This is a genomic window from Longispora urticae, from assembly GCF_053902585.1.
This window is the reverse complement of the sequence record NZ_JAQZSH010000040.1, coordinates 66,279-86,720: the sequence shown is the minus strand read 5'-3', so window position 1 is coordinate 86,720 and position 20,442 is coordinate 66,279. Positions and strand designations below refer to the sequence as shown.

Genomic DNA, 20,442 nt, shown 5'->3' with positions numbered 1-20,442 from the left:
CCGAGCGTTCACCCGACCGGAGGCACCGTGACCGAGTCCGATCCGCCGGCCGTCCCCTCGGGGCACCGAACCGGGAGCGCGGGCTCCGAGGACGCCGCCAGCACGCCCGAACTGCCCGCACCCGACCCCCTGCTCGGGGAGTTGGGCGAGCGGCTGGCGGAGCTGGTGCTCGCCGTGGCCCGCGGGCCGGAGCTGGCCCCCGCGCTGCGCGACAGCCGGATCAGCCCGGAACGCCTGGCACAGGAGGCCGAGGGTGCGGAGGACGCGCTGCTGCGGGCGACCAACCCGCAGATCACCGCGCTGCGCACCGCCGAGGAGGCCATCGCCCGGCACCAGACCGGGCAGGTGTCCGGCGGCCCGGCCACCGACCCCGCCGGCCGGTTCTGGGCGTTGTGCTTCTGGGGTGGGATCTCGGCGTCGGCGGCCACGGCCGCACCCCTGCTGGGCAGGCGGCTCGGTCTGCTGCCGGGGCTCGCCCTGGTCCTGCCGGCGGCGGTGTTCCTGACCTGGTTCTGCTTTCGACGGGTACGGGCGCGCGTGGACCCCGAGTTCCTCCGCCGCGCACGGGACGCCGGCGTCGACTGGTGGCTGGTGCACGTCGGACTGGGGCTGGTCGGGGGCTGGTTCACCGCACGCGGCGCGCTGTGGCCGGCGACGGTCCACGGACTCGGGGCGTTCTGGGCCTGGACCCTCTGGGTGGTGGCCACGGCCGCGCTCTCCTTCTTCCTCCTGATCGCGCTGGTGGGCGGCCTGATCAACTTCCTGTCCCCGGGGACCGCGACGCACCCGCTCCCGCATGATCCGCTGCTGCAACGCGCGGCCCGGTGGATCCCGGCGGTGCTGCTGCCCAGCGGCGTGGTGGCCTGGTGGCTCGACGGGTTCCCGCTGGTCGCGGGCGGATCCGCCGCACTCCTGCCGCCGGCCGTGCCCCTGGCCGCGGTGCTGGTCACGTTCGGCCTGGTGCGGGCGCTGCGCTGGCTGGCCCGCCGGCCGGCACTCCGCCGACTGTCGAGGGACTCGACACTCGCCGGAAGCCTCGGCTGGCGCTCGGCGGAGCGGACGCTGCTGGACGAGCTGACCCTGTGCCGGCAGCGCTGGGACCACGCGGCCCGGCAGGTCCTGTTGCCGTTCCTCACCGACCGGCTGAACGCCCTCGTGAAGCCGCCGTTCACCACCCGGCTGTCGATACTGGACGCCAGCGGGCTGCGGCTCATGCACGCCGCCGACCGGGTGATCATCACCGGCGTGTTCGAGGAGTTCCGCCGGCGGATCGACCAGGTCGGCGGGGGAGCGTTCGGCCTGTCCGGGCCCCGGGGCGTCGGCAAGTCGACCCTGCTGGAGTACTACCGGGCGGGGCGCTTCCTGCCCACCGGTACCCGGCATCTGGCGGTGTCGGAGAGCGTGCCGGTGGCCTACGACGCGCGCGAGTTCGCCCTGCACCTGTACGCCAGCCTGTGCCGGGAGGCCCGGGCGCACGGCCGGGGCGACGAGCGGCCCGGGTCCTGGGCGCGGTTCGCCGGTGTCCTCGCCCGCTGCCGGTTCGCCGCGGTGATCGGCGCGGTCGGCCTGGCGGCGGCGTACCTGGGGCAGCCGCTGGTCCACGGCCAACGGCCGCCGGCCTGGGACTGGCTGGTGGGGGTGTGGTGGCAGGCGGTCCTGCTGGCGACGGTGGCCGGGGTGGTGCTGTCGGTGGCGCGGCACGACCGGCTGCGGGCGCGCCGACCGCTCCGCCCGGCCGACGTCGACGACCTGACGACCCTGCACGAGTACGCCGACGGGAAGCTGGAGCAGATCCGGTACCAGCAGAAGCACGTCGCGGGCTGGTCCGGCAAGGTGGGGTTGCCCTTCGGCGCGGAGGCCCACCGCAGCGGCTCGGTGGAGTTCGCCCAGCAGCCCCTGACGTACCCGGAGATCATCACGGACCTGCGGGAGTTCCTGGCCGTGACGGTGCGGGTGCTGGCCGCACAGCCCAATATCGCGCCCATCCCGGTGGTGATGATCCTCGACGAGCTCGACAAGATCCTGACGCCGGAGCGGGCCCAGGAGTTCCTCAACGAGGTGAAGGTGCTCTTCGCGCTCGACGTACCCGGCTGCCTGTTCCTGATCTCGGTCTCCGAGGACGCGCTGTCGTCCTTCGAGCGCCGTGGCCTGCCCATCCGGGACGCCTTCGACTCGGCGTTCGAGGACATCTTCACGGTGCGGTACCTGAACCTGGCCGACACCGGCGCCCTGCTGCGCAGCCGGACCGTCGGGATCGCCGAACCGTTCGTCGCCCTGTGCCACTGCCTGGCCGGTGGACTGCCCCGCGACCTGATCCGGGTCGCCCGCGCCCTGGCCGGCTCCCGCGCCACCGAACTGGGGGACGTCTGCCGCGAACTCGTCGGCGCGGACCTCCGCCGCAAGATCGACGCGACGTGCGCGGTGATCGCCCGCCAGGTCGACGCCGAGCCGCACGCCAGCCTGCTGATGCGCCACCTCGACGCGCACGCCACACCCGACCCGGCCGTGCTGCTGGCCGCCGTCGGGGCCCCGCCCGTCACCGACCGGCCGGTCGACCTCGCCACCGAGGACCACGCGCGGCTGGTCCGCCTGCAACACGAGGCGCTGGGCTACCTGTACCACTGCGCGACCGTGCTGGAGGTGTTCGACGCCGGTCTCACGGCGGACAGGTTCGCGGCGGCCCGGGACGGGGCGGGGGCGGGATCGTTGGACACCCTGGCGCGGGCCCGGCAGCTGTTCGCGGTGAACTCGCGGTTGGCGTGGTTGACGATCGGGGGGTTCCGGGCGGCGTGGGGGCTGCGGGAACTGGCGCCGCCGACCGTCACCGCACCCGGGAGCACGCCAGGCTGACCGCGCGGGCCGCCCTACCCCTTTCCGACGGTGTCCGGACCCGTTCGGCGTGCCGGAGCCTCAGCTCCGCAGGCGCACCCAACGGTCCGTCCGCCCGAGCAGCGGGCCCGCGTCGACCGGGCGCAGACCCGCGTAGGCGTAGCTGTGCCCGACGTGGTCGTCCCGGTAGAGGTACCCGAGCAGGACCTCCCCGGTGGTCATCTCGTCGCCCCAGCCGTCGCAGCCGGGAGCCAGATCCCCGGCGACCATCTCACCGTCGCGGCTCACCGAGCCCACCGCGCCGTCGCCGGGGCCCACGTTCAGGCCGTACACCACCGTGCCGCGCGACAACGGCTCGACGACCTCCGGCAGGGCCGCCGTGTACGCCCAGGGCTGCACGACGACGCACCCGCCCGGCACGTCCGCCACGCCCAGCACCGGCAGCGACGCGTCCAGATTGTCGAACACCGAGAACCAGCCCTGGCCGTCCGCCGCCTCGTCCAGCGCCCCGGCCAGCGCGGGCTCCAGCGGCGAGGCCCCCAGCCGGTGCGCGCACTCGGCCGCGTCGATGCCGGCCACGCAGGCCACGCTGCCCTCCCACCGCGCGGCCGCCGCCAGCGCGGGCCGCAGCCGCAGGCTCTCCGCTGCCGCCGCCACCTCGGCCGGTGTCAGTCGCTGCCCGTCCGGAGCGGGGCCGAACAGGTCCGGTCGCGCTCCGGCGAGGTTCAACCGGCCCGGCGACCAGCCCGCCACCACCGTCCGCCACGGGTCGGCCCCGGCGGCGACCAGTGCGAGCGCGTTGTCGTGCCGGCCGGCGTGCACGGCGGCCCACAGGGCGGAGCGGTCCTCGTCGGACGCGTCCACGTCGACCACCCGGCCGGCGAGCTCGGCCACCACGTCGGGCGTGCCGTACTCAGCCGCCATGCGCAGCGGCCGGTCGCGGTAGTACTCGATCCACTCCGGGTCCGCGCCGGCGGCCAGCTTGGCGCGCAGATTCGCGAGGTCCGTCCAGCCCGTCCAGGGTGGAGACGTCCACGCCTTGCCGCTGTCCCGCATCACATGCCCCCTGCTCCCGCCCGGCGCGGCTCTCGCGCCCCGCGCGTTCCAGGATGCCCGACGACGCGTCGGCGCGCTGTCCCGCGCCGGTGAGCCCACCGTCACCGGTGCGGGACGGCCACCGGACGGTGCCATGATCTGATGGATCAACGCCCAGCGAGGAGGTCATGTGAGCGTTCCGCCGATCCTGTCCGCCGTCCGGATCGCAACGGACAGGCTCCTGCTGCGCAAGGCGTGCGACGCCGACCGGGACAGGCTCATCGCATTGCAGACCGACCCGGAGGTCTGGGCCCACCTCGGCGGCCCGCGGCCCTGGGAGGCCGTCGAACGCCGCCTCGCCGAGATCGGACCGGCCGGCGCGACCGCCGCTCCTGGCGCGTTCGTCATCGCCGACCGGGCCACCGACGACCTGATCGGCACGGTGACGCTCAGCCGGCGCTCCGCCGACCTGCCCGGACACGTCACAGAGGACGGTGGGGAAACTGGAACTGGGCTACCTGCTGCGCCGCGACGCCTGGGGCGCGGGACTGGCGTACGAGGCGTCGGCCGCCGCCCTGCGCGCGGCCGCCGCCGAACTCCCCGACCAGCCGGTCATCCTCGTGACCCAGTCCGCCAACGCGCGGTCGCTGCGGCTCGCGGCCCGGCTGGGATTCCAGCCCGTGGGCACGTTCGAACAGTTCGACGCCGAGCAGACTCTGGGCCGCCTCGCGAGCCTGCACTCCTTCCAGGAGTGAGCGAGGCTCAAGGGTACCCGAAGGGTGCACTAACGTTGACTTAAGCGCATTGACTGCCACGGATCACCCCGGATAGCTTCACCGATGCCCGGGTGTTGGCGGGTTGTTTGGAATTGCCGACATTGCCTCGGGGCGTCCTGCTCTCCCCCCTCATCCCGGCCGGTCCGCCGTGCCCACCGTCCACCGGGCGGCGGGCCGGCGTGCCGGCGAGAAGGAGCACTCGTGAAGCTTCCCCATCGGTTCCTGACCGTGGGCGGTGCCATGGCACTCGCGGTCGCCGCGGCCGGTACCGCCGCGGCCGTCACGGTTCCGGCCGAGTCGGTGGCCGCGCCCACCCCGCAGGCGGCCCACGCGGCCGCGCTGCGGTCGGCGGCCTCGCTCGTCGCCAGCCGGCCGTCCTACCTGCGGGCCAGCGCGGACGACGGCTTCGTCCAGCGCGACGCCGTCGCCTCGCACGGCACCCAGTACGTGGCGTACGACCGGACCTACAAGGGTCTCCCGGTGACCGGCGGCGACTTCGTCCTGGCCACCGACGGCCTCGGGAACCTGAAGTCCGCCTCGGTCGCCCAGGAGCACCCGATCGGCGACCTGTCGATCACGCCGAAGATCGGCCGGGCGGCAGCCGAGGCCACCGCCGGGAGCACGGTCACCGGGGCGACCCTGGAGGGCACCCAGCTCGTCGTGTACGCGCTGGACGGCACGCCGAAGCTGGCCTGGGAGTCCACGGTGACCGGCCGCGCCGCCGGCCGCCCGAGCCGCCTGACGGTGGACGTGGACGCGCTCACCGGAGCCGTGTTGCGCACCCGGGACCGCGTCGCGCACGGCACCGGCAACTCCGCCTACAACGGGCCGGCCGTCGCGCTCAACACGAGCAAGTCGGGCAGCACCTACTCGATGAAGGACCCGTCGATCACGAACCTGAGCTGCCAGGACGCGGCGAACAACACCACCCTCACCGGTCCGGACGACTCCTGGGGCAACGGCTCGGCGAGCAACAAGGAGACCGGCTGCGTGGACGCCCTGTTCGCCGCGCAGACCGAGGCGAGGATGCTGTCCCAGTGGCTGGGCCGCAACGGGATCGACGGTTCCGGCGGCGCGTGGCCGATCCGGGTCGGCCTCGACGGGGTCGGCGCCTACTTCGACGGCAGCCAGGTCCAGATCGGGCGCAACGTCGCCAACGGCTGGCTCTCCTCCGTCGACGTGGTCGCCCACGAACTGGGCCACGGCATCGACGGGAGCACCCCGGGCGGCCAGTCGTTCAACGGCACGGGGGAGTGGATCGCCGACTCCTTCGGCACGGCGACCGAGCACTTCGCCAACGAGCCGAGCCCGCACGACGTTCCGGACTGGACCATCGGCGAGGAGGTCGACATGGAGGGCAAGGGTCCGATCCGCAACATGTACAACCCGTCGCTGATCGACAACCACCCGAACTGCTACTCCAGCTCCATCCCGACCGGCGAGTCGCACACCAGCGCGGGTGTGGGCAACCACTGGAGCTACCTGGTGGCTAAGGGCAGCAACCCGGCCGGCGGCCCGGTGAGCCCGACCTGCGACAACTCCAGCGTCACCGGGATCGGCGTCCAGAAGTGGATCACGATCCTGTACAACGCCATGCTGATGAAGACCTCCAGCGCGTCCTACCTGACGTACCGGACCTGGACGTTGCAGGCCGCGAAGAACCTCTACGGGGGTACCGGCTGCACCGAGTTCAACACGGTCAAGGCCGCGTGGGACGCCGTCAGCGTGCCGGCCCAGACCGGTGACCCGACGTGCGCCGGCGGCACCGCGTCCCCGACCCCCACGAAGACCGCCGGCCCGGGCACCTGCTCCGGTCAGAAGCTCGGCAACCCCGGCTTCGAGTCCGCCTCGGCCGCGCCGTGGACCGCCACGTCCGGCGTGATCGACAGCTCGTCCTCCCAGCCCGCGCACGGCGGCACCCGGAAGGCCTGGCTCGACGGGTACGGCTCCGGCCACACCGACACGGTGTCGCAGTCGGTGACCATCCCGGCCGGCTGCCGCGCCACGCTGAGTTTCTACCTGCACATCGACACGGCGGAGACCACCACCTCGGCGGCCAACGACAAGCTGACCGTGACGGCGGGCTCCACCACCCTGGCGACCTACTCGAACCTGAACAAGGCCGCCGGGTACACGCTGAGGTCGTTCGACGTGTCCGCGTTGGCCGGCCAGACCGTGACGATCACGTTCAACGGCGTCGAGAACGGTTCGCTGCAGACCTCGTTCGTCGTGGACGACACGGCGCTCACGGTGAGCTGACGCGCCTCCGGATCAGCGTGGCGGTCTCGTCGTCGTGGGTGACGAGACCGCCACCACTGTTCGGGGCGGTGGACACAGCGGTCCGGGGGACCTCTGATCCCACGCCTGGACGCGCGTTCGGTCCGGCGCCGTGCGCGCCGGGGCCGAGGTTCCCAGGGCGGTGACGTGCGGTGCGGTGCGGCTCAGGGCAGGTAGAACAGCCGGACGTCGGAGTCCACCGGCGGGAACAGCGCGGTCATCACGTCCCGGTTGCGCCCCGGGTACACGTCCGGCTGTTGGGTGGACAGCCCGGCGATGCCGTGCGGGCCGAACAGCACGGCGGCGAGCTGGTCGGGTGCGATCCCCGCCCCGCCGACGGCCCCCGGCGCCTGCATGACCCCGCCCCCGCTGACCGGCCCGGCCGCACCACCCGAGTAGCCGAACCGCAGGTGCGACCGGAACAGCGACACCACGACCTCGAGGTCGGCGACCCCGGCCCTGGCCAGCCGGGCCCCGAACACCGGCCGCAGCCGCTCGAACAACGCCACCGGGTCCGGAATCCGGATCATGTCGGCCTCGGCCTGCGACGACCCGGGGCCGAGATAGTCGGCGGTGTCCCAGCCGGTGACCTCGATCTCCGGCCGCAGCCCCCGGACATGGCGGAGCAGCGCCAATCTCGCCTCGTGCGACCCGGCCAGCTCCACGAGCTGCTCGCCGTCGTCGCGGCCGGCGCCGACGATCGTGTCCCCCGAGAGCACCACCCACTGGGTACTGCCGGGCCGCGCCACCAGCCACCGCCAGCAGGCCGCCGACCTCCGCAGACTCAGGCCGACCCCGGCCTGGTCGGCCTCCTGCACCCGGGCCAGCTCCGGGACGTCGGCGGCGACCGCCTCGCGCACGGTCAGCCCCGTCCCGCCCCCGGGCAGGTCCCCGACGACCGGCCGGCCGGTCGGCCGCGGAATCGCGTACTCGTAGCCGAACTGCTGGTAGAAGTACGGGATCCCGTGGAGTACCTGCAGCACGTGCCCCCGCGCGGCGGACCGGTCGTGCGCCCAGCCCATCAGCGCCCGTACCAGTCCGCGCCCCTCGTGGGTCCTCGCGGTGGCGACCATCTCCACCTGCCCGGCGGGCAGCTCGCACCCGTCGAGGACCAGGGTCTCGTCCAGCAGGGTCACGGTGGACACCACCGTGTCGCCGTCGACCACCACGGCACAGGCCTCGAAGCCGGCGTCCGGGTCCTCGACGACCAGGCGCAGGTCGACCGCGTCGTCGGCGTCGCCCCGGTCGGTGAGCAGCGCCGAGATCTGGTCCAGGTCGGCCGGTCGGGCCGCGCGCAGCCGCAGGCCGCCGGGAAGTGTGTCACCCATGGCCCGAGTCTGGCGGTCCTCCGGCGGTACGGCGACCGGATTTCCCCCGGGCTTCCCCGCGACGGAGTGGATCACCGCCCGCTGAGGCACGGGCCGCTCGCAGGGCGTTCGGGCCGACCTGGACGGCGGCCGCGCACGGGTTCGGAGCCGCCCGCCGCGAGGGATCGCGTTCGGCTAGCGCGACTCGCTGATCTCGATCAGCCGGCCGTCCGGATCGCGGAAGAAGCACCGCACCTCCCACTCGGACTCCACCGGATCCGTGAGGAAGTCGACGCCCCGCCCGGTGAGCAGCCGGTGGGCGGCCCGGCAGTCCGGCACCTTGAGGGTCAGCTCGTGGTCGACCCGGTCCGGGTCGGCGGGCGGCGCGAAGGTCACCCCGGGTTTGTCCGGGGTCGGGCCGCCGCCGGTGACCAGGAGCAGCCACGCGCCCTCGAAGCTCAGCACGCTGGACGTGCCGCCGTACTCGCGGACGAGGGTCGCGCCGAGGGTGTCCCGGTAGAACCGGATGGAGGCGTCCAGGTCGGCGACGACGAGCAGGGTGCTCAGCTCCGCCCCGCTCGGGAAGTCCCGCCGCCGGCTCCGCGCCGCCCGGGCCCGGATGTTGAGCAGCTCCACGGCCAGCGCGAACGCCATCGCGCAGTAGATGTACCCCTTGGGGATCTTGCGGTCGAAGCCGTCGACCAGCAGCATCGCGCCGATCAGGAGCAGGAACGCGAGCGCGAGCATCTTGATGCTCGGATGCCGGTGCACGAAGCGCGACAGCGGGCCGGACAGCACCAGCGTGATCAGCATCGCGACCACCACGGCGGCGATCATCACGGACAGCTCGTCGACCATGCCCACGGCGGTGATCACCGAGTCGAGGCTGAACACGACGTCCAGCAGCACGATCTGGGTCACGACCACGCCGAACGACGCGACCGCCCGCGCGGTCGAGCCGCCCTCGGACCCCTCGAGTCCGCCGTGGATCTCGTGGCTGGCCTTCCCGATCAGGAACAACCCGCCGAGGATCAGGATCAGGTCCCGGCCGGAGATCTCGTGCCCGTAGACGTCGAACAGGGGTGCGGTCAGTCCGATCACCCAGGACAGCGCGAACAGCAGCCCGATCCGCATGATCAGGGCGAGGCCCAGGCCGATCCGGCGCGCCTTCTCCTGCTGCTGGACGGGCAGCTTCCCGGCCAGGATCGAGATGAACACGACGTTGTCGATCCCGAGTACCAGCTCCAGCAGCAGCAGGCTCAGGAACCCGAGGATGATCTCCGCGCTCATCCGCCCAGTAAACCGACCCGGCGGTCGTCGCGCGGGCGAAACCGCCGAACCGGCCGAACGACGGACCAACCCGAAGGACATCATCCGGTTACGAGTCGGGAGCCGACCCGGCTTCTGGAGGCTGGAGCCTGGGCGGTCCCCGCGGGGGTACCAGCCCACCGGGGGAGCGAGGTGGTCACGTCGAGCGCCCGCGCGGGATCTGCCACCCGCCGGCAGGCCGGGGTCGCGACCGGGACCCCCGTACCCGCATGATCTCGTCATGGAGTTCTTCGTGTACTGCCGGGACCGCTCGGGTTCCGGCGCCCTGAAAGCCGGGACGACCGAGGCGCACTGGTCGTTCATGGACGGTTTCGCCGACGCGCTGATCGCCCGGGGCCCGACCCTCACCGGGGACCGCGAGCACTCGACGGGGAGCGTGCACCTCGCCGACCTCGCCGACGCGGCGGCGGCCCACCGGTTCGTGTACGAGGAGCCGTACCTGCTGGCCGGGGTGTTCGACGAGGTGCTGATCCGGCGCTGGCGCAACGAGCTCGGCCGCACGATGTGGGAGTTCACCGGCGGCGGGGGCGGTGAGCGGTTCCTGATCCTGGGACACGGCGCCGCCGGTCAGTCCGAGCCGGCCCCGCCCGCCGGCACCGACGGGCTGATCGCCTACGGCCCGCTGCTGTCCGAGGACGGCGCGGAGTGGCTGGGCACGGCGGTCCTGGCCGAGCTGCCCGACCGGGCCGCCGCCGAAGCCCTGCTGGCCCCGGACGCGGCCCGGTACGACACGATCGAGGTCCACCCCTGGGAGCCCGGCGGCCGGCGCTGACCACCGGCCCGGCGTGGCTGCCGCCTCAGCGCCACGCCGGCCTCAGCGCCGAGCCGGTCTCAGCGCCGAGCCGGTCTCAGCGCCGAGCCGGCCTCAGGCGGGCGTCACCGGACGGGAGTCGCTCCGGCGCCGGCGCGCCTCGTGGGTGAGGCCGCGCACCGCGACGGCCCCGATCACCAGCCAGATGATGTTCACGGCGGCGGACGGCAGGGCGCTGTGCGCGACCGCGTTGACCGCCAGCGCCACCGAACCGGCCAGGTTGAGCACCTGGTACCCGATGCCGGCGGTGATCCGTCCGCTGGACAGCAGCCCGTACGCCAGCAGCAGAGCCGCCGCGCCCAGCCAGCCGGCCGCCTCGACCAGCAGGGCGCCGGTCACGCCGGCACCACCGCGTAGGCGCGCACCGGGAACGTGCCGAAGTCGCGGACCGGGGCGGGCACGGCGTGCAGGCGGGCCCCGTGCACGGGCACGTCGCCGAGCCGGGTCAGGTGTTCCAGCACCGGCACCTCCGCGCCGAGCAGGACCGAGTGCGCGGGGCGGGCGTTGCCGTCGGTGGCGTCGATGTTGACGCTGTCGATGCCGACCAGCTTCGCGCCCGCCTCGACCAGGTACCGGGCGCCGTCCTCGGCCAGGTAGGGCGCGGGGTCGCCGTAGCCGGCGGTCCGCCAGTGCCGGTCCCAGCCGGTGTGCAGCAGCACCGCCTTCCCGGCCACGTCGCTGGCGGCCAACGCGCGGGCCGTGATGCCGCGTTCGGCCGCCCCGGTCAGCCGGACGACGACCACGGGCAGGTCGGCCACGGAGCCCAGGGGGAGCCCGGCCAGGTCGGTGCCGCCCTCGTACCGGTGGAAGGGGCTGTCGAGGTACGTGCCGGTGTTGCCGACCATCTGGATCCGGTCGATGGCGAACTCGGTGCCCTCGGCGTAGTGGCCGCGCGAGTCGGCCCGGGTCAGGAACGGCGTGAACTCGGGCCCGGGCAGCCCGGGGTAGGTGGTCATGCCGGCCTCGATGACGTGGCTCAGGTCGACCAGCCGGGTGCTCCCCCCGGCGCCGGTCTCGGTGGGGCCGCCCCGGGAGCCCCGGTGCTGCTCGGCGACCACGGCGACGTCGGACAGCCGCACCCGGTCCACCATCAGCAGGCCCAGGTGGCCCACGAACAGGCGCTCCAGGTCGTCCTCGGTGACGGCGGGGCCGGGCACGTCGAGCCGGAAGCCCTGGACCTGGAGTCCGCCGCCGTTGAGGAAGGTCACGTCCGCGTCGAAGGACGCCCGGTACTCAGTCATGTACGCATCCTCGCGCTCTCCGGCGTTCAGTACCAGCGATGATTACTACATCATGCATGTAGCGTGACTGCATGCAGATCGATCCGCGCAGGCTCGCCGTGCTCCGGGCGGTGGCCGAGGCCGGCGGCGTGCTGGCCGCCGCGGCCACCCTGCACCTGACGCCGTCGGCGGTGTCGCAGCACATCGCGCGGTTGGAGTCGGAGACGGGCGTGACCCTGTTGGACCGTTCGCGGTTGGGCGGGCGGCGGTCCGCCGGGTTGACGCCGGCCGGCCGGATGCTGGCCGGGCACGCGGCGCGGCTGGCCGACGTGCTCGCCGCGGCGGAACACGACCTGGCCGCCTACACCGGGAAGGTCACCGGGCCGGTGTCGATCGGCGCGTTCCCGACCGCGATCCGGCACCTCGTCGCACCGGCGGCCCGGGACCTCGCGACGACCGCGCCCGCCGTGACCGTGCGCATCCGGCAGGTCGAGCTCGAACCGGGCCGCGCCGCGCTGCGGACCGGCGAGATGGATCTGCTCGTCGTGGAGTCCGACGCCGCCGACCCGCCCCTCGACCTCGCCGGCCTGCACACGGTGAAGCTGCTCGACGACCCGTACCGGGTCGTGGTCCCGCAGAGCTGGGGCGAGGTCGGCGACCTGGACGTGCTGCGCGGCCGGCCCTGGGTGGACGGCCCGCCGGGCTCGGCGCTGCGCCGGGTGCTGGACCGGCTGTCCGCGCGGCACGGCCTCGTGCTGGACCGGCGGCACGAGTGCATGGAGTTCCCGGCCGCGCTGGCCCTCGTCGCGGCGGGGCTCGCCGCCGCGGTGGTGCCGGCGCTGGCGCTCCGCGCGGGAGAGGCGCACCCGGCGGTGCGCACCGTCGCCCTGCCCCTGGTGGGCGCCCGCCGGTTGGACCTGTTGCACCGTAGGGGGCGGCACGAGCCCAGCCCCGCCGCCCGGATGGTCGCCGAGGCGGTGGCGACCCGCGCGCACACGCTGCCACCGTGACGACGGGCGGGCGGTGTGCGGCGGTCACACCGGGTAGATTCGCCCTCGTGCATCCCCTTTTCAGCCCGAGACCCTCCACAGTGACCGCGTCCACCGGCCGACGGCGGCCCCACCTGGCGGCGGCTCTCCTCGTCCTGGTCGGCGCCGTGTCCGCCTGCTCGGCCGACCAGCCGGACCCCGCGCGCGGGCCGACCGCCGCCGCGTCCGTGGTCCGTAGCGCGTTCGACCCGATGCGGCTGCGGCTGCGGGTCGGATGGACGCCCGACGACGTGCCGACCGTGACGACGGGCACCGGCACGACCCACCAGTCGGTCTTCTACGCGCGCCGCGACGGACTGCTGAACATCAACGTCACCGCCTACGCCCCGGGGTTCACGCCGGACGAGCGGGGGCAGGCGCCGCTGGAGACCCACCCGGCCCCGCCGGTCGGCGACAAGCCCAGTACGTGGGACACCGGGGGCACCCTCACCTGGCAATGGGCGCCCGGCGCCCGCGCGACCGTGCGGGTGACCGGCAACGACTCCGGCACGGACGCCGAGACCCGGGTGATCGCCCAGCGGGTCGCGGCCTCCGTGACGATGGACGGCGACAAGCCGGTCACGCTGCCGTTCACCGTGCCGGCGCCTGCGGGGCTGCCGGTCTCCGCGACGGATGTCGTCACGCAGCCCGATGGAACCTACCGGACGACCCTCACGTTCAGTGACAAGTCCATCTGGGTGGACCGCGACCCGAACAAGGCCGAGGTGTGGGTGCGGGTGGACAAGGCGGCGCACCGCGAGGGCGACAAGCGCGGGCCGGCGACCGCGACCACCGACGGACACCCGACGATCCTGCTCGGGCACACCGTGGTCTTCCTCGACGTGTCCGGCCACCGGGTGGAGGCTGCCACGCTCACCCCGTCGGCGGCGACCAGGCTGCCGGAAGCGCAGCTCACGACGCTCCTCCGCGGGCTGCGCGTGACCCCGCAGGCGTGGACCGCGACACCGGTCACCCCGTAGACCGTCGCTACCTCACGGTTGCAAGCCCCGGTTACCATTAGCGAATGCGGAACAGCGACGGCGGCGCCCCCCGGCTCGGGGAGCCGCTGCCCATCGAGTTCGCCAACGCGACCTACGCGGTGCGCGGCCAGATCCGCGACGGCCTCGGCACGGCGGAGCACCTCGCGGAGTGGCTGGCCTCGGTCCGCGACCGGCTCGCCACCCCGCTGCCGGAACACCCCACGGTCTCCCCGGCCGACCTCGCGGCCGCCCGTTCCCTGCGCGACACGGTCCGGGCCCTGGCCGACGCGGCGGCCCACGACCGCGCGCCGGCCCCCGACGCCGTCGCGGAACTGAACCGGCGCGCCGCCGCCGTGCCCCGCTGGCGGGAGCTGCGCTGGGACGACGGCCCGGCGGTCGAGGCGCGCAGCGCGGCCGATCCGGTCGGTACGGCGCTCGCCGAGCTCGCCGACGCGGCCGTGACCCTGTTCGCCGGGCCGGACCGGACCGAGGTGCATTCCTGCCCCGGCCCCGGCTGCGTGCTGTACTTCGTGCGCGACCACCCGCGCCGCGAGTGGTGCTCGGCCGCGTGCGGCAACCGCGCCCGGGCCGCCCGGTACTACGAGCGGCACCGGGGCGGCGTCAGCGCGGATTGAGCCGGAAGTATTCGCCGAACGTCCAGCGCAGCCGGCTGCCCCGGGCGACGGACACGACCCGGTGCACGTCGAAGTCGACCAGTCGCTGCGCGCCGGGCACGGCCGCCACCCGGTCCGGGTCCTCGGACACGACGGCCCGCCCGGTGACGTGCAGCAAATCGCCGCTCTCCCAGTCGGGGAACAGCAGCCCGCACGCGGGGTCGAGTTCGAGGTTGCCCAGGGTCATGAACATCCGGTTGCCCACGTACTCCGGCCACGTCAGCCGGTCCGGGCCGGTGACCTGGACGAAGCCCGGGTTCCCGCCCCGGTGCGAGGCGTCGGCGCCCAGCCCGGCCGCGTACGTGGCGACGAAGAACGTGTCGGCCGCCCCGATCAGGGCCCGCTGCGGACCGGTCAGCGCGCCGGTCACCAGGACCTCCCCGGGGCCGTCCGGGGCGGCGGGGGAGGGTTCGCGGGTCTGGATGTACTTCGGACAGTTCGCGTAGACCTGGTCGGTGCGCAGCACCAGCCCCGTACCCGTCGCCTGGGCTCTGCCGTTGATCCGCATCCGCCGCCGGGTGCCGGGCTCGATCGCGAGCAGCCCCACGTCGCGCTCCTCGTCGAACAGCCCGCCGAGCGGGTGCCCCGGCCGGGGCCGGTCGGCCACCGCCACGGTCCGCTCGTCCAGGGCGGCCACGAAGCCCGCCGGACCGGTGAGCATCGTGGCCCACACGGCTCCGGCGTCGTCGGCCGCGCCGAGGACCACCATCGGCTGCCGGCGCAGGAACTCCGCCGCGATCGGCGGGATCTCCGCGCCGACGGTCGCCGACCCGAGTTCGTGCCCGCCGAACCCGGCCCGGCTCTGCACCGCCCGTTCGCCCGCGTGGTGCATGGCTTAGAAGAAACCGCAGGTCGGCGCGCCGGGGGTCGGCGCGGGGCCCTCGGCGCCGGACGGGGCGTAGATCTCCAGCCGGGTCCCGTCGGGGTCGGCGAAGAACACGCCACCGGAGCCGGTGCCCTCGCCGTGCGGGACGATCCCGTCGTGGCTGATCGCGGCGCCCAGCGTGCGCAGCGTCTCCTCGGCCCGCCGCACCGCCCCGATGTCGGGGACCTGGAAGGCGAGGTGGTGCAGGCCCGGCCGCCCGGCGTCGAACGCGCCGGTGCTCTGCTGCCACAGCGTGATCAGGAGCTTGCCCTCCACGCCGAGGAACGCGTAGGGCCGGTCGGGGTCGGGCGAGGTGCCGAGCACGTCGAGGGCGAACACCTGACGGTAGAAGTCGAGGGAGCGGTCCAGGTCGGTGACGTTGAGGCCGACGTGGCCGGGCGTGACTGTCATGGGACTTCCTAACGGTAACGGCATCTGTTTACCAATAGAAATCTAATGCAATCAGAGGGGTACTGCCGCTAGAAGTGACCTGCATCACTCTCCTGGAGTCGCCCCGGCACGGGCCTGTCCGGTGAACACCCGACATGCCCCGGCCTCGCCGGGCTGCCAGGCTCGGCGCAGTGACCGTCCGTCCGATGAGAGGAACGTCGATGCAGACCAGGAACATCCTGCGGGGAGCGGTACTGGCCGTCGCCACCGCTGCCGTCCTCCTCGGCGCGCACCCCGCGTCCGCCGGTGGCGGGGTGATGGAGGCCGGGGTGTGGCAGACCTGGCAGGAGTGCGACAACGTCCGGCTCGACTACGAGGCGTCCAACCAGTACACGTTCGCCTGCACGTTCAAGGACGCGCCGGCCGTCCGGGGCTGGTACTTCCGGCATTTCTACCTCTGGTGACAGCCGCACCCGCCGCGCGACGGGCCCGCGCGCCGGCTCAGTCGGCGTGCACGGGACAGGTGCTGGTGCGGTAGGCGAACCCGGGGCGGGTCGGCCGGAGCTTCCAGCCCCACGGGTCGGCCGGCTCGGCGCGGGTCAGCACGAGGCTGTGGTTCGCCCGGGCGCTGATCCGTTCCCGGTAGGCGGCCACCGCCGGGGTGTCCGCCCCCGCCAGTTCGCGGACCCGGGCCTCGACGAAGCACAGGGGACAGCCCTCGGTCAGGCCGGCGACCAGGGTGCGGGGCTCGTCCTCGCCGCCGACCACCATGATCTTCCCGCCGGGGCTGACCGCGATCGTCAGGAGCAGCGCGCCCGGCGCGCCCGCCAGCGACCGCACCACCTCGGCGAGCTGCTCCGGGGTGTAGGGCCGGTGCGCGGCCACGGTCACCGCCGCGGCGGCCCGGACGAACGTCGCCGCCGCGACCAGGATCCCGACCCCGACCCCGGCATAGGCGAGGACGACACCCCAGCCGGGGCCGTACCGGTGCGCCTGCCACACCGCCGCCACGCTGAGGACCAGCAGCAGCAGGATGTTGAGCAGCCTGACCCGGGACCGGAACGTCGCGTGGTAGCTCCACACGAGGAGGACGGGGACTCCGACCGCGAGCACCGTGCCGAGCGTGTCGCCCATCGTGGCCCCTTCCGGGCATCGCCGGACATGACCACCCCATTCAAAGGGGTACGGACGACGCGGGTCAACGAGCTGACGGGTACTTGCCACAGTGGTCGGTCCTCGCCGCTCAGGCGGGGTGGACTCCCTGAGCGACTGGCTTGAACCCCTTGGCGACCAGATAGACCGCGAAGCTGACCTCCCATGCGAACACGGGCAGCGCGGCCAGCGAGCCGACCGTGGAGACCTGCTCGTAGAGGCCGAACAGCACGGCGGTCCCCGATACGCAGATCAGGGCGCCGCCGACGACCCCCAGCACGGCGATGGGCCGGGGGACGAGCCGGGACCGGTGCATCAGGTAGCCGAGCAGCAGGCTGTTGGCGCCCAGCGCGATGTTGGGGCCGAGCAGGAACGTCCAGTCGTGCAGGGCGACGAGCGCGTGGCCGACGGTGACGAGTGCGGCGTCGTCGGTGCCGGCCGCCCCGGCGAGGTCCTGGCGCAGGGTGACGACGGCGAGCACGCTGACGGTGCCGACGACGATGATCGCGGCCTCCAGGAGGCGGAAGCACACGTAGCCGAGGGCGAGGCCGGGGTTGATCCGGCGGAGGACGGGATACAGCGCGGCGGCCGTGCCGATGACGGTGGCGACGAGCAGGAGCTCGAAGAGCCCGCCCAGCAGGACGCGGGCGTCGGCGCCGGGGCCGACGACGTAGCGGGCGTCCGTGAGCGCCGGCTGGTAGAGCACCAGTCCCACGATCGCGGTGACCTCCGTCAGCAGGAACAACACGCCGGTGAACAGCGCGGTTCTTCTCGTCGAGCTCATGGGGACCTCTCCTTCTCGACCCGAGGTGTACGACGTACACCTGATGTCCCGGCAACCATAGGTGTACGCTGTACGCCTGTCAAGCGGAACGTCCCGCGCTGGAAGGTGGTCGGATGACACGGCAGACGGAGGCCCCGCGCCGCACCCCGCTGAGCACGGAACGGGTGCTGCGCGCCGCCGTCGCGCTCGCCGACGCGATCGGGATCGACGCGCTGAGCATGCGCCGGCTCTCCCAGGAGCTCGGCGTCGTGCCGATGGCGCTCTACAAGCACGTCGCCAACAAGGAGGAACTCCTCGACGGCATGGTCGACGCGGTCGTCGGCGAGATCGACCCGCCCGGGCCCGGGGTCGACGGCATGGCGGCCGTCCGGGAGCGGATCCTCTCCGCCCGGCGGGTGCTGTCCCGCCACCCGTGGGCCTCCCGCGTGATCGAGTCGCGGACCGCGCCGACGCCGGTCCTGCTGGCCTACATGGACTCGATGATCGGCATGTTCCGCGCCGACGGGTACTCCGTGGACCTCACCCACCACGCCATGCACGCCCTGGGCAGCCGGCTCCTCGGGTTCAGCCAGGAACTGTTCGACCAGTCCCCGGACGTGGACCCCCAGGTTCGCCATGCGGGGCTGCGCGCGATGGCGGACACGTACCCGCACGTCGTGGAGATCGCCCTCCGCGCCGACCACGACCGTCGGTCGGTGGTCGGCCCTGGCTGTGACGACCAGTTCGAGTTCGAGTTCTCCCTCGACCTCCTCCTGGACGGGTTCGAACGGCTCCGCGCGCGGGGCTGGAGCTCCACGGGGTAGCCCTCGGGGCGGTCCGCGCCGGACCCCGGGGCCGCCGGCCCGGTGCGCGGGCCGGCCATCGGCGTGGCCCATGATCCACAGGGCGCTAGGCTGGGGCGCGTGGCCGCACAGGTGATCGTCCTCAACGGTGGTTCCAGCTCCGGCAAGTCCACCATCGCCCGCGCGCTCCAGGAGATCCTCCCCGAGCCCTGGGTGACGTTCGGGACGGACACCCTGGTCGACGCGCTGCCGCCCCGGCTGCTCGCCGCCGACGGCATCGAGTTCGCCGCCGACGGCGCTGTGAGCACCGGCGAGGAGTTCCAGCGCCTGGACGTCGCCTGGAGCCTGGGCATCGCCGCCATGGCCCGGGCCGGCGCGCGGATCGTCGTGGACGAGGTGTTCCTCGGCGGGGCCGCCTCCCAGCACCGCTGGCGGAGCGCCCTCGACGGACTGGACGTGCTGTGGGTCGGCGTGCGGTGCGCGCCCGCGACGGCCGAGGCGCGCGAGGCGGCCCGGGGCGACCGGGTGCCGGGGATGGCGCGGGCGCAGGCCCAGCTCGTACACGAGAACATTTTCTATGATCTTGAAGTGGACACCACGGCCGCCGACGCCCTGACCTGCGCCCGGGCCATCGCGGACAGCGCGGCCATCGCCGCCTGAGCGGACGGCGTGGGCCGAGCGGCCTGAGTGGGCCGGTCCGCGCCGACCCCACCCGCCGGACGGCCCCGACGTCGCCCGTGGCCGTCAGCTCCGGCCGTCACTCCCACGCCGGGCCCGTTCCTCGACGGCCCGTTCGACGCCCTGCGGCATCTCGTCCTCGCCGGCCACCCGCCGGACCTCGATCTTGGAGCCGGGGACCGCCGGGACCCGCGTGGCCCACTCGACCGCCTCCTGCTTCGAGGCGACCTCGAGCAGGAAGTAGCCCCCGAACAGCTCCTTGGTTTCGCCGTACGGCCCGTCCGTGACCACCGGGGTCTCGCCGCTGAAGTCGACCACGACGCTGTGGCCCGCGTCGTCCAGTCCTTCGGCCGCGACGAACACCCCGGCCTGGACCAGATCGTCGATGTACTGGCGGGTCGAGGCCGCCAACTCCTCGAACCCGGCCATCAGCGCCGCGTTCGACTCATCGGTGCCCCGCATGATCAGCATGTACTGCGACATGACGTTCTCCTCGTCCGGCGGGGCCGCCTCTCGGCCCTCACGCACCCAGGTCGAACGGGCGGCCCGCGGATCGACACGCCTCCGGAGAAATCTCGCGCCGCGGCGCGCCCGACCCGTCCGGTCCGCGTTCCGCCCGCCGCCGGCCCCGGTGAGGGCCGGCCCGGACACCCCGCCGATCAGAGAGCCTATCCTCGCGGCCGGATGCGAGGATCACAGTCCGGCCAGGTCGACGGGAGGGGATCAGTCGCCCGTGCCGCGCAGCCACCCGTAGATCTCCCGGAAGGTCGCGGCACCCGGCAGATGCCCACCGGCGTACCGCCGCCCCCGCACCCCGGGGATGTTCGCGAGCAACCACCGCGCGTGCTCGCCGGACACGTTCTCGTCGTGCGTCCCGTACCAGACGCCGACCGGAACCGCGGCGTCCGGCATGGCGAAGCCCCACGGCAGGGCGAGGGCGATCTGGTCGTCGACCCAGCCGTCGTAGCCGTCGACGAAGGTGGCCCGCAACCGGGCCATGGCCTCCGGGTCGTCGCGGGCCGGCGACCCGGGCGGCATGCCGGGCATCTCCGGACCGCCGGCGGCGACCCGGGCCATGATGTCGCGGGAGATCTGTTCGAGCCGGGGCCGGAGGGTCCGCTCCTCCGGCGGCTCCTCGTCCTCGGGCGGCCTGATCCCGGAGAGCACGGCGCAGCGGACCACCCGTCCGGGCAGCAGCGCGGCGCAGGCCAGGGCGTGCGGCCCGCCACCCGAGCCGCCGAACACGGCGAACCGGTCCCAGCCCTGGGCTTCGGCGAGCACCCGGACGTCCCCGACCACGTCGGCGACGGTGCGCCCCGGGCGGCGGGTCGAGCCACCGTAGCCGGGGCGGTCGGGCATCAGCACGCGGACGCCACTCTGGTGCATCGCCTCGATCTGGTCCGGCCGCCGCCAGCGGGTGCTCGGCGTGCCGTTGTGCGCGATGACCGGAAACCCGTCGGCGGGGCCGTACAGGCAGTAGCGCAGCACTCGTCCGTCGATCTCCACCGACCGGTCAGCGTCCATC

Annotated in this window: 21 protein-coding genes and 1 pseudogene; 11 read left to right on the top strand and 11 right to left on the bottom strand. The window is 73.8% G+C overall.

Annotated elements, in window-relative coordinates; genetic code table 11:
• The first annotated feature begins 27 nt into the window (after positions 1 to 27).
• Positions 28 to 2,850 carry a hypothetical protein gene (locus tag PT931_RS27135; RefSeq protein WP_456248540.1) on the top strand — a complete coding sequence of 941 codons (2,823 nt, stop codon included), beginning with the start codon at positions 28 to 30 and terminating at the stop codon, positions 2,848 to 2,850.
• Positions 2,851 to 2,910: 60 nt separating this feature from the next.
• On the opposite strand, the gene PT931_RS27130 is transcribed toward PT931_RS27135, so the two are convergent.
• Positions 2,911 to 3,885, bottom strand: a complete 975-nt coding sequence (locus PT931_RS27130) for a hypothetical protein (protein WP_456248539.1) — start codon at positions 3,883 to 3,885, stop codon at positions 2,911 to 2,913.
• A 169-nt stretch (positions 3,886 to 4,054) separates the two neighbouring features.
• Here PT931_RS27130 and PT931_RS27125 point away from each other — a divergent pair.
• From PT931_RS27125 to PT931_RS27115, 3 genes and pseudogenes are all read left to right on the top strand, one after another.
• Positions 4,055 to 4,321 (top strand): annotated as a pseudogene (locus PT931_RS27125) (GNAT family N-acetyltransferase); the annotation flags it as partial.
• A gap of 37 nt (positions 4,322 to 4,358) precedes the next feature.
• Positions 4,359 to 4,619 (top strand): GNAT family N-acetyltransferase, encoded by a 261-nt coding sequence (locus PT931_RS27120; RefSeq protein WP_456248538.1) that lies wholly within the window; start codon positions 4,359 to 4,361, stop codon positions 4,617 to 4,619.
• A 222-nt stretch (positions 4,620 to 4,841) separates the two neighbouring features.
• Positions 4,842 to 6,899 carry a M4 family metallopeptidase gene (locus PT931_RS27115; RefSeq protein ID WP_456248537.1) on the top strand — a complete coding sequence of 686 codons (2,058 nt, stop codon included), beginning with the start codon at positions 4,842 to 4,844 and terminating at the stop codon, positions 6,897 to 6,899.
• Positions 6,900 to 7,081: 182 nt separating this feature from the next.
• Here the strand turns inward: PT931_RS27115 and PT931_RS27110 are convergent, their stop codons facing one another.
• Together PT931_RS27110 and PT931_RS27105 are read right to left on the bottom strand one after the other, a co-directional pair.
• A complete protein-coding gene (locus tag PT931_RS27110) occupies positions 7,082 to 8,245 on the bottom strand; it encodes a GNAT family N-acetyltransferase (RefSeq protein WP_456248536.1) in 1,164 nt (387 codons plus the stop codon).
• Between the two features lie 174 nt (positions 8,246 to 8,419).
• Positions 8,420 to 9,514, bottom strand: coding sequence for a TerC family protein (locus PT931_RS27105; protein ID WP_456248535.1), 1,095 nt, complete (start codon positions 9,512 to 9,514; stop codon positions 8,420 to 8,422).
• 259 nt (positions 9,515 to 9,773) lie between these two features.
• Here PT931_RS27105 and PT931_RS27100 point away from each other — a divergent pair, with 259 nt between their 5' ends.
• Positions 9,774 to 10,325 carry a YciI family protein gene (locus PT931_RS27100; protein WP_456248534.1) on the top strand — a complete coding sequence of 184 codons (552 nt, stop codon included), beginning with the start codon at positions 9,774 to 9,776 and terminating at the stop codon, positions 10,323 to 10,325.
• A 93-nt stretch (positions 10,326 to 10,418) separates the two neighbouring features.
• Here PT931_RS27100 and PT931_RS27095 read toward each other — a convergent pair whose 3' ends face one another.
• Positions 10,419 to 10,703 (bottom strand): CBU_0592 family membrane protein, encoded by a 285-nt coding sequence (locus tag PT931_RS27095; protein WP_456248533.1) that lies wholly within the window; start codon positions 10,701 to 10,703, stop codon positions 10,419 to 10,421.
• Positions 10,700 to 11,605: a cyclase family protein gene (locus PT931_RS27090; RefSeq protein WP_456248532.1), complete on the bottom strand. Its 906-nt coding sequence runs from the start codon at positions 11,603 to 11,605 to the stop codon at positions 10,700 to 10,702. The genes PT931_RS27095 and PT931_RS27090 overlap by 4 nt, the downstream gene beginning before the upstream one ends.
• A gap of 71 nt (positions 11,606 to 11,676) precedes the next feature.
• Here PT931_RS27090 and PT931_RS27085 point away from each other — a divergent pair, with 71 nt between their 5' ends.
• The 3 genes from PT931_RS27085 to PT931_RS27075 are packed head-to-tail and all read left to right on the top strand — an operon-like array spanning position 11,677 to position 14,227.
• Positions 11,677 to 12,594, top strand: a complete 918-nt coding sequence (locus PT931_RS27085) for a LysR family transcriptional regulator (RefSeq protein ID WP_456248531.1) — start codon at positions 11,677 to 11,679, stop codon at positions 12,592 to 12,594.
• Positions 12,595 to 12,641: 47 nt separating this feature from the next.
• Positions 12,642 to 13,592: a hypothetical protein gene (locus PT931_RS27080; protein ID WP_456248530.1), complete on the top strand. Its 951-nt coding sequence runs from the start codon at positions 12,642 to 12,644 to the stop codon at positions 13,590 to 13,592.
• Positions 13,593 to 13,636: 44 nt separating this feature from the next.
• The gene (locus PT931_RS27075; protein ID WP_456248529.1) at positions 13,637 to 14,227 is read left to right on the top strand and encodes a CGNR zinc finger domain-containing protein; all 591 of its coding nucleotides are present in this window, start codon (positions 13,637 to 13,639) and stop codon (positions 14,225 to 14,227) included.
• On the opposite strand, the gene PT931_RS27070 is transcribed toward PT931_RS27075, so the two are convergent.
• A complete protein-coding gene (locus PT931_RS27070; protein WP_456248528.1) occupies positions 14,214 to 15,098 on the bottom strand; it encodes a pyridoxamine 5'-phosphate oxidase family protein in 885 nt (294 codons plus the stop codon). The genes PT931_RS27075 and PT931_RS27070 overlap by 14 nt on opposite strands.
• 3 nt (positions 15,099 to 15,101) lie before the next feature.
• Positions 15,102 to 15,542 carry a VOC family protein gene (locus tag PT931_RS27065; RefSeq protein ID WP_456248527.1) on the bottom strand — a complete coding sequence of 147 codons (441 nt, stop codon included), beginning with the start codon at positions 15,540 to 15,542 and terminating at the stop codon, positions 15,102 to 15,104.
• Between the two features lie 200 nt (positions 15,543 to 15,742).
• Here PT931_RS27065 and PT931_RS27060 point away from each other — a divergent pair, with 200 nt between their 5' ends.
• Positions 15,743 to 15,985 carry a hypothetical protein gene (locus tag PT931_RS27060; RefSeq protein ID WP_456248526.1) on the top strand — a complete coding sequence of 81 codons (243 nt, stop codon included), beginning with the start codon at positions 15,743 to 15,745 and terminating at the stop codon, positions 15,983 to 15,985.
• 37 nt (positions 15,986 to 16,022) lie between these two features.
• Here PT931_RS27060 and PT931_RS27055 read toward each other — a convergent pair whose 3' ends face one another.
• Positions 16,023 to 16,655, bottom strand: coding sequence for a hypothetical protein (locus PT931_RS27055; protein WP_456248525.1), 633 nt, complete (start codon positions 16,653 to 16,655; stop codon positions 16,023 to 16,025).
• Positions 16,656 to 16,764: 109 nt separating this feature from the next.
• The gene (locus tag PT931_RS27050) at positions 16,765 to 17,457 is read right to left on the bottom strand and encodes a DUF4386 domain-containing protein (RefSeq protein ID WP_456248524.1); all 693 of its coding nucleotides are present in this window, start codon (positions 17,455 to 17,457) and stop codon (positions 16,765 to 16,767) included.
• 113 nt (positions 17,458 to 17,570) lie between these two features.
• Here PT931_RS27050 and PT931_RS27045 point away from each other — a divergent pair, with 113 nt between their 5' ends.
• On the top strand, positions 17,571 to 18,260 hold the full coding sequence (locus PT931_RS27045) for a TetR/AcrR family transcriptional regulator (protein WP_456248523.1): 690 nt from the start codon (positions 17,571 to 17,573) through the stop codon (positions 18,258 to 18,260).
• A 99-nt stretch (positions 18,261 to 18,359) separates the two neighbouring features.
• Positions 18,360 to 18,899, top strand: coding sequence for a chloramphenicol phosphotransferase CPT (cpt, locus tag PT931_RS27040; RefSeq protein ID WP_456248522.1), 540 nt, complete (start codon positions 18,360 to 18,362; stop codon positions 18,897 to 18,899).
• 84 nt (positions 18,900 to 18,983) lie between these two features.
• Here the strand turns inward: cpt and PT931_RS27035 are convergent, their stop codons facing one another.
• Both PT931_RS27035 and PT931_RS27030 read right to left on the bottom strand, forming a co-directional pair.
• On the bottom strand, positions 18,984 to 19,400 hold the full coding sequence (locus PT931_RS27035; protein ID WP_456248521.1) for a YciI family protein: 417 nt from the start codon (positions 19,398 to 19,400) through the stop codon (positions 18,984 to 18,986).
• Between the two features lie 240 nt (positions 19,401 to 19,640).
• Positions 19,641 to 20,441 carry an alpha/beta fold hydrolase gene (locus tag PT931_RS27030; RefSeq protein WP_456248520.1) on the bottom strand — a complete coding sequence of 267 codons (801 nt, stop codon included), beginning with the start codon at positions 20,439 to 20,441 and terminating at the stop codon, positions 19,641 to 19,643.
• Between the last annotated feature and the right edge of the window lies 1 nt (position 20,442).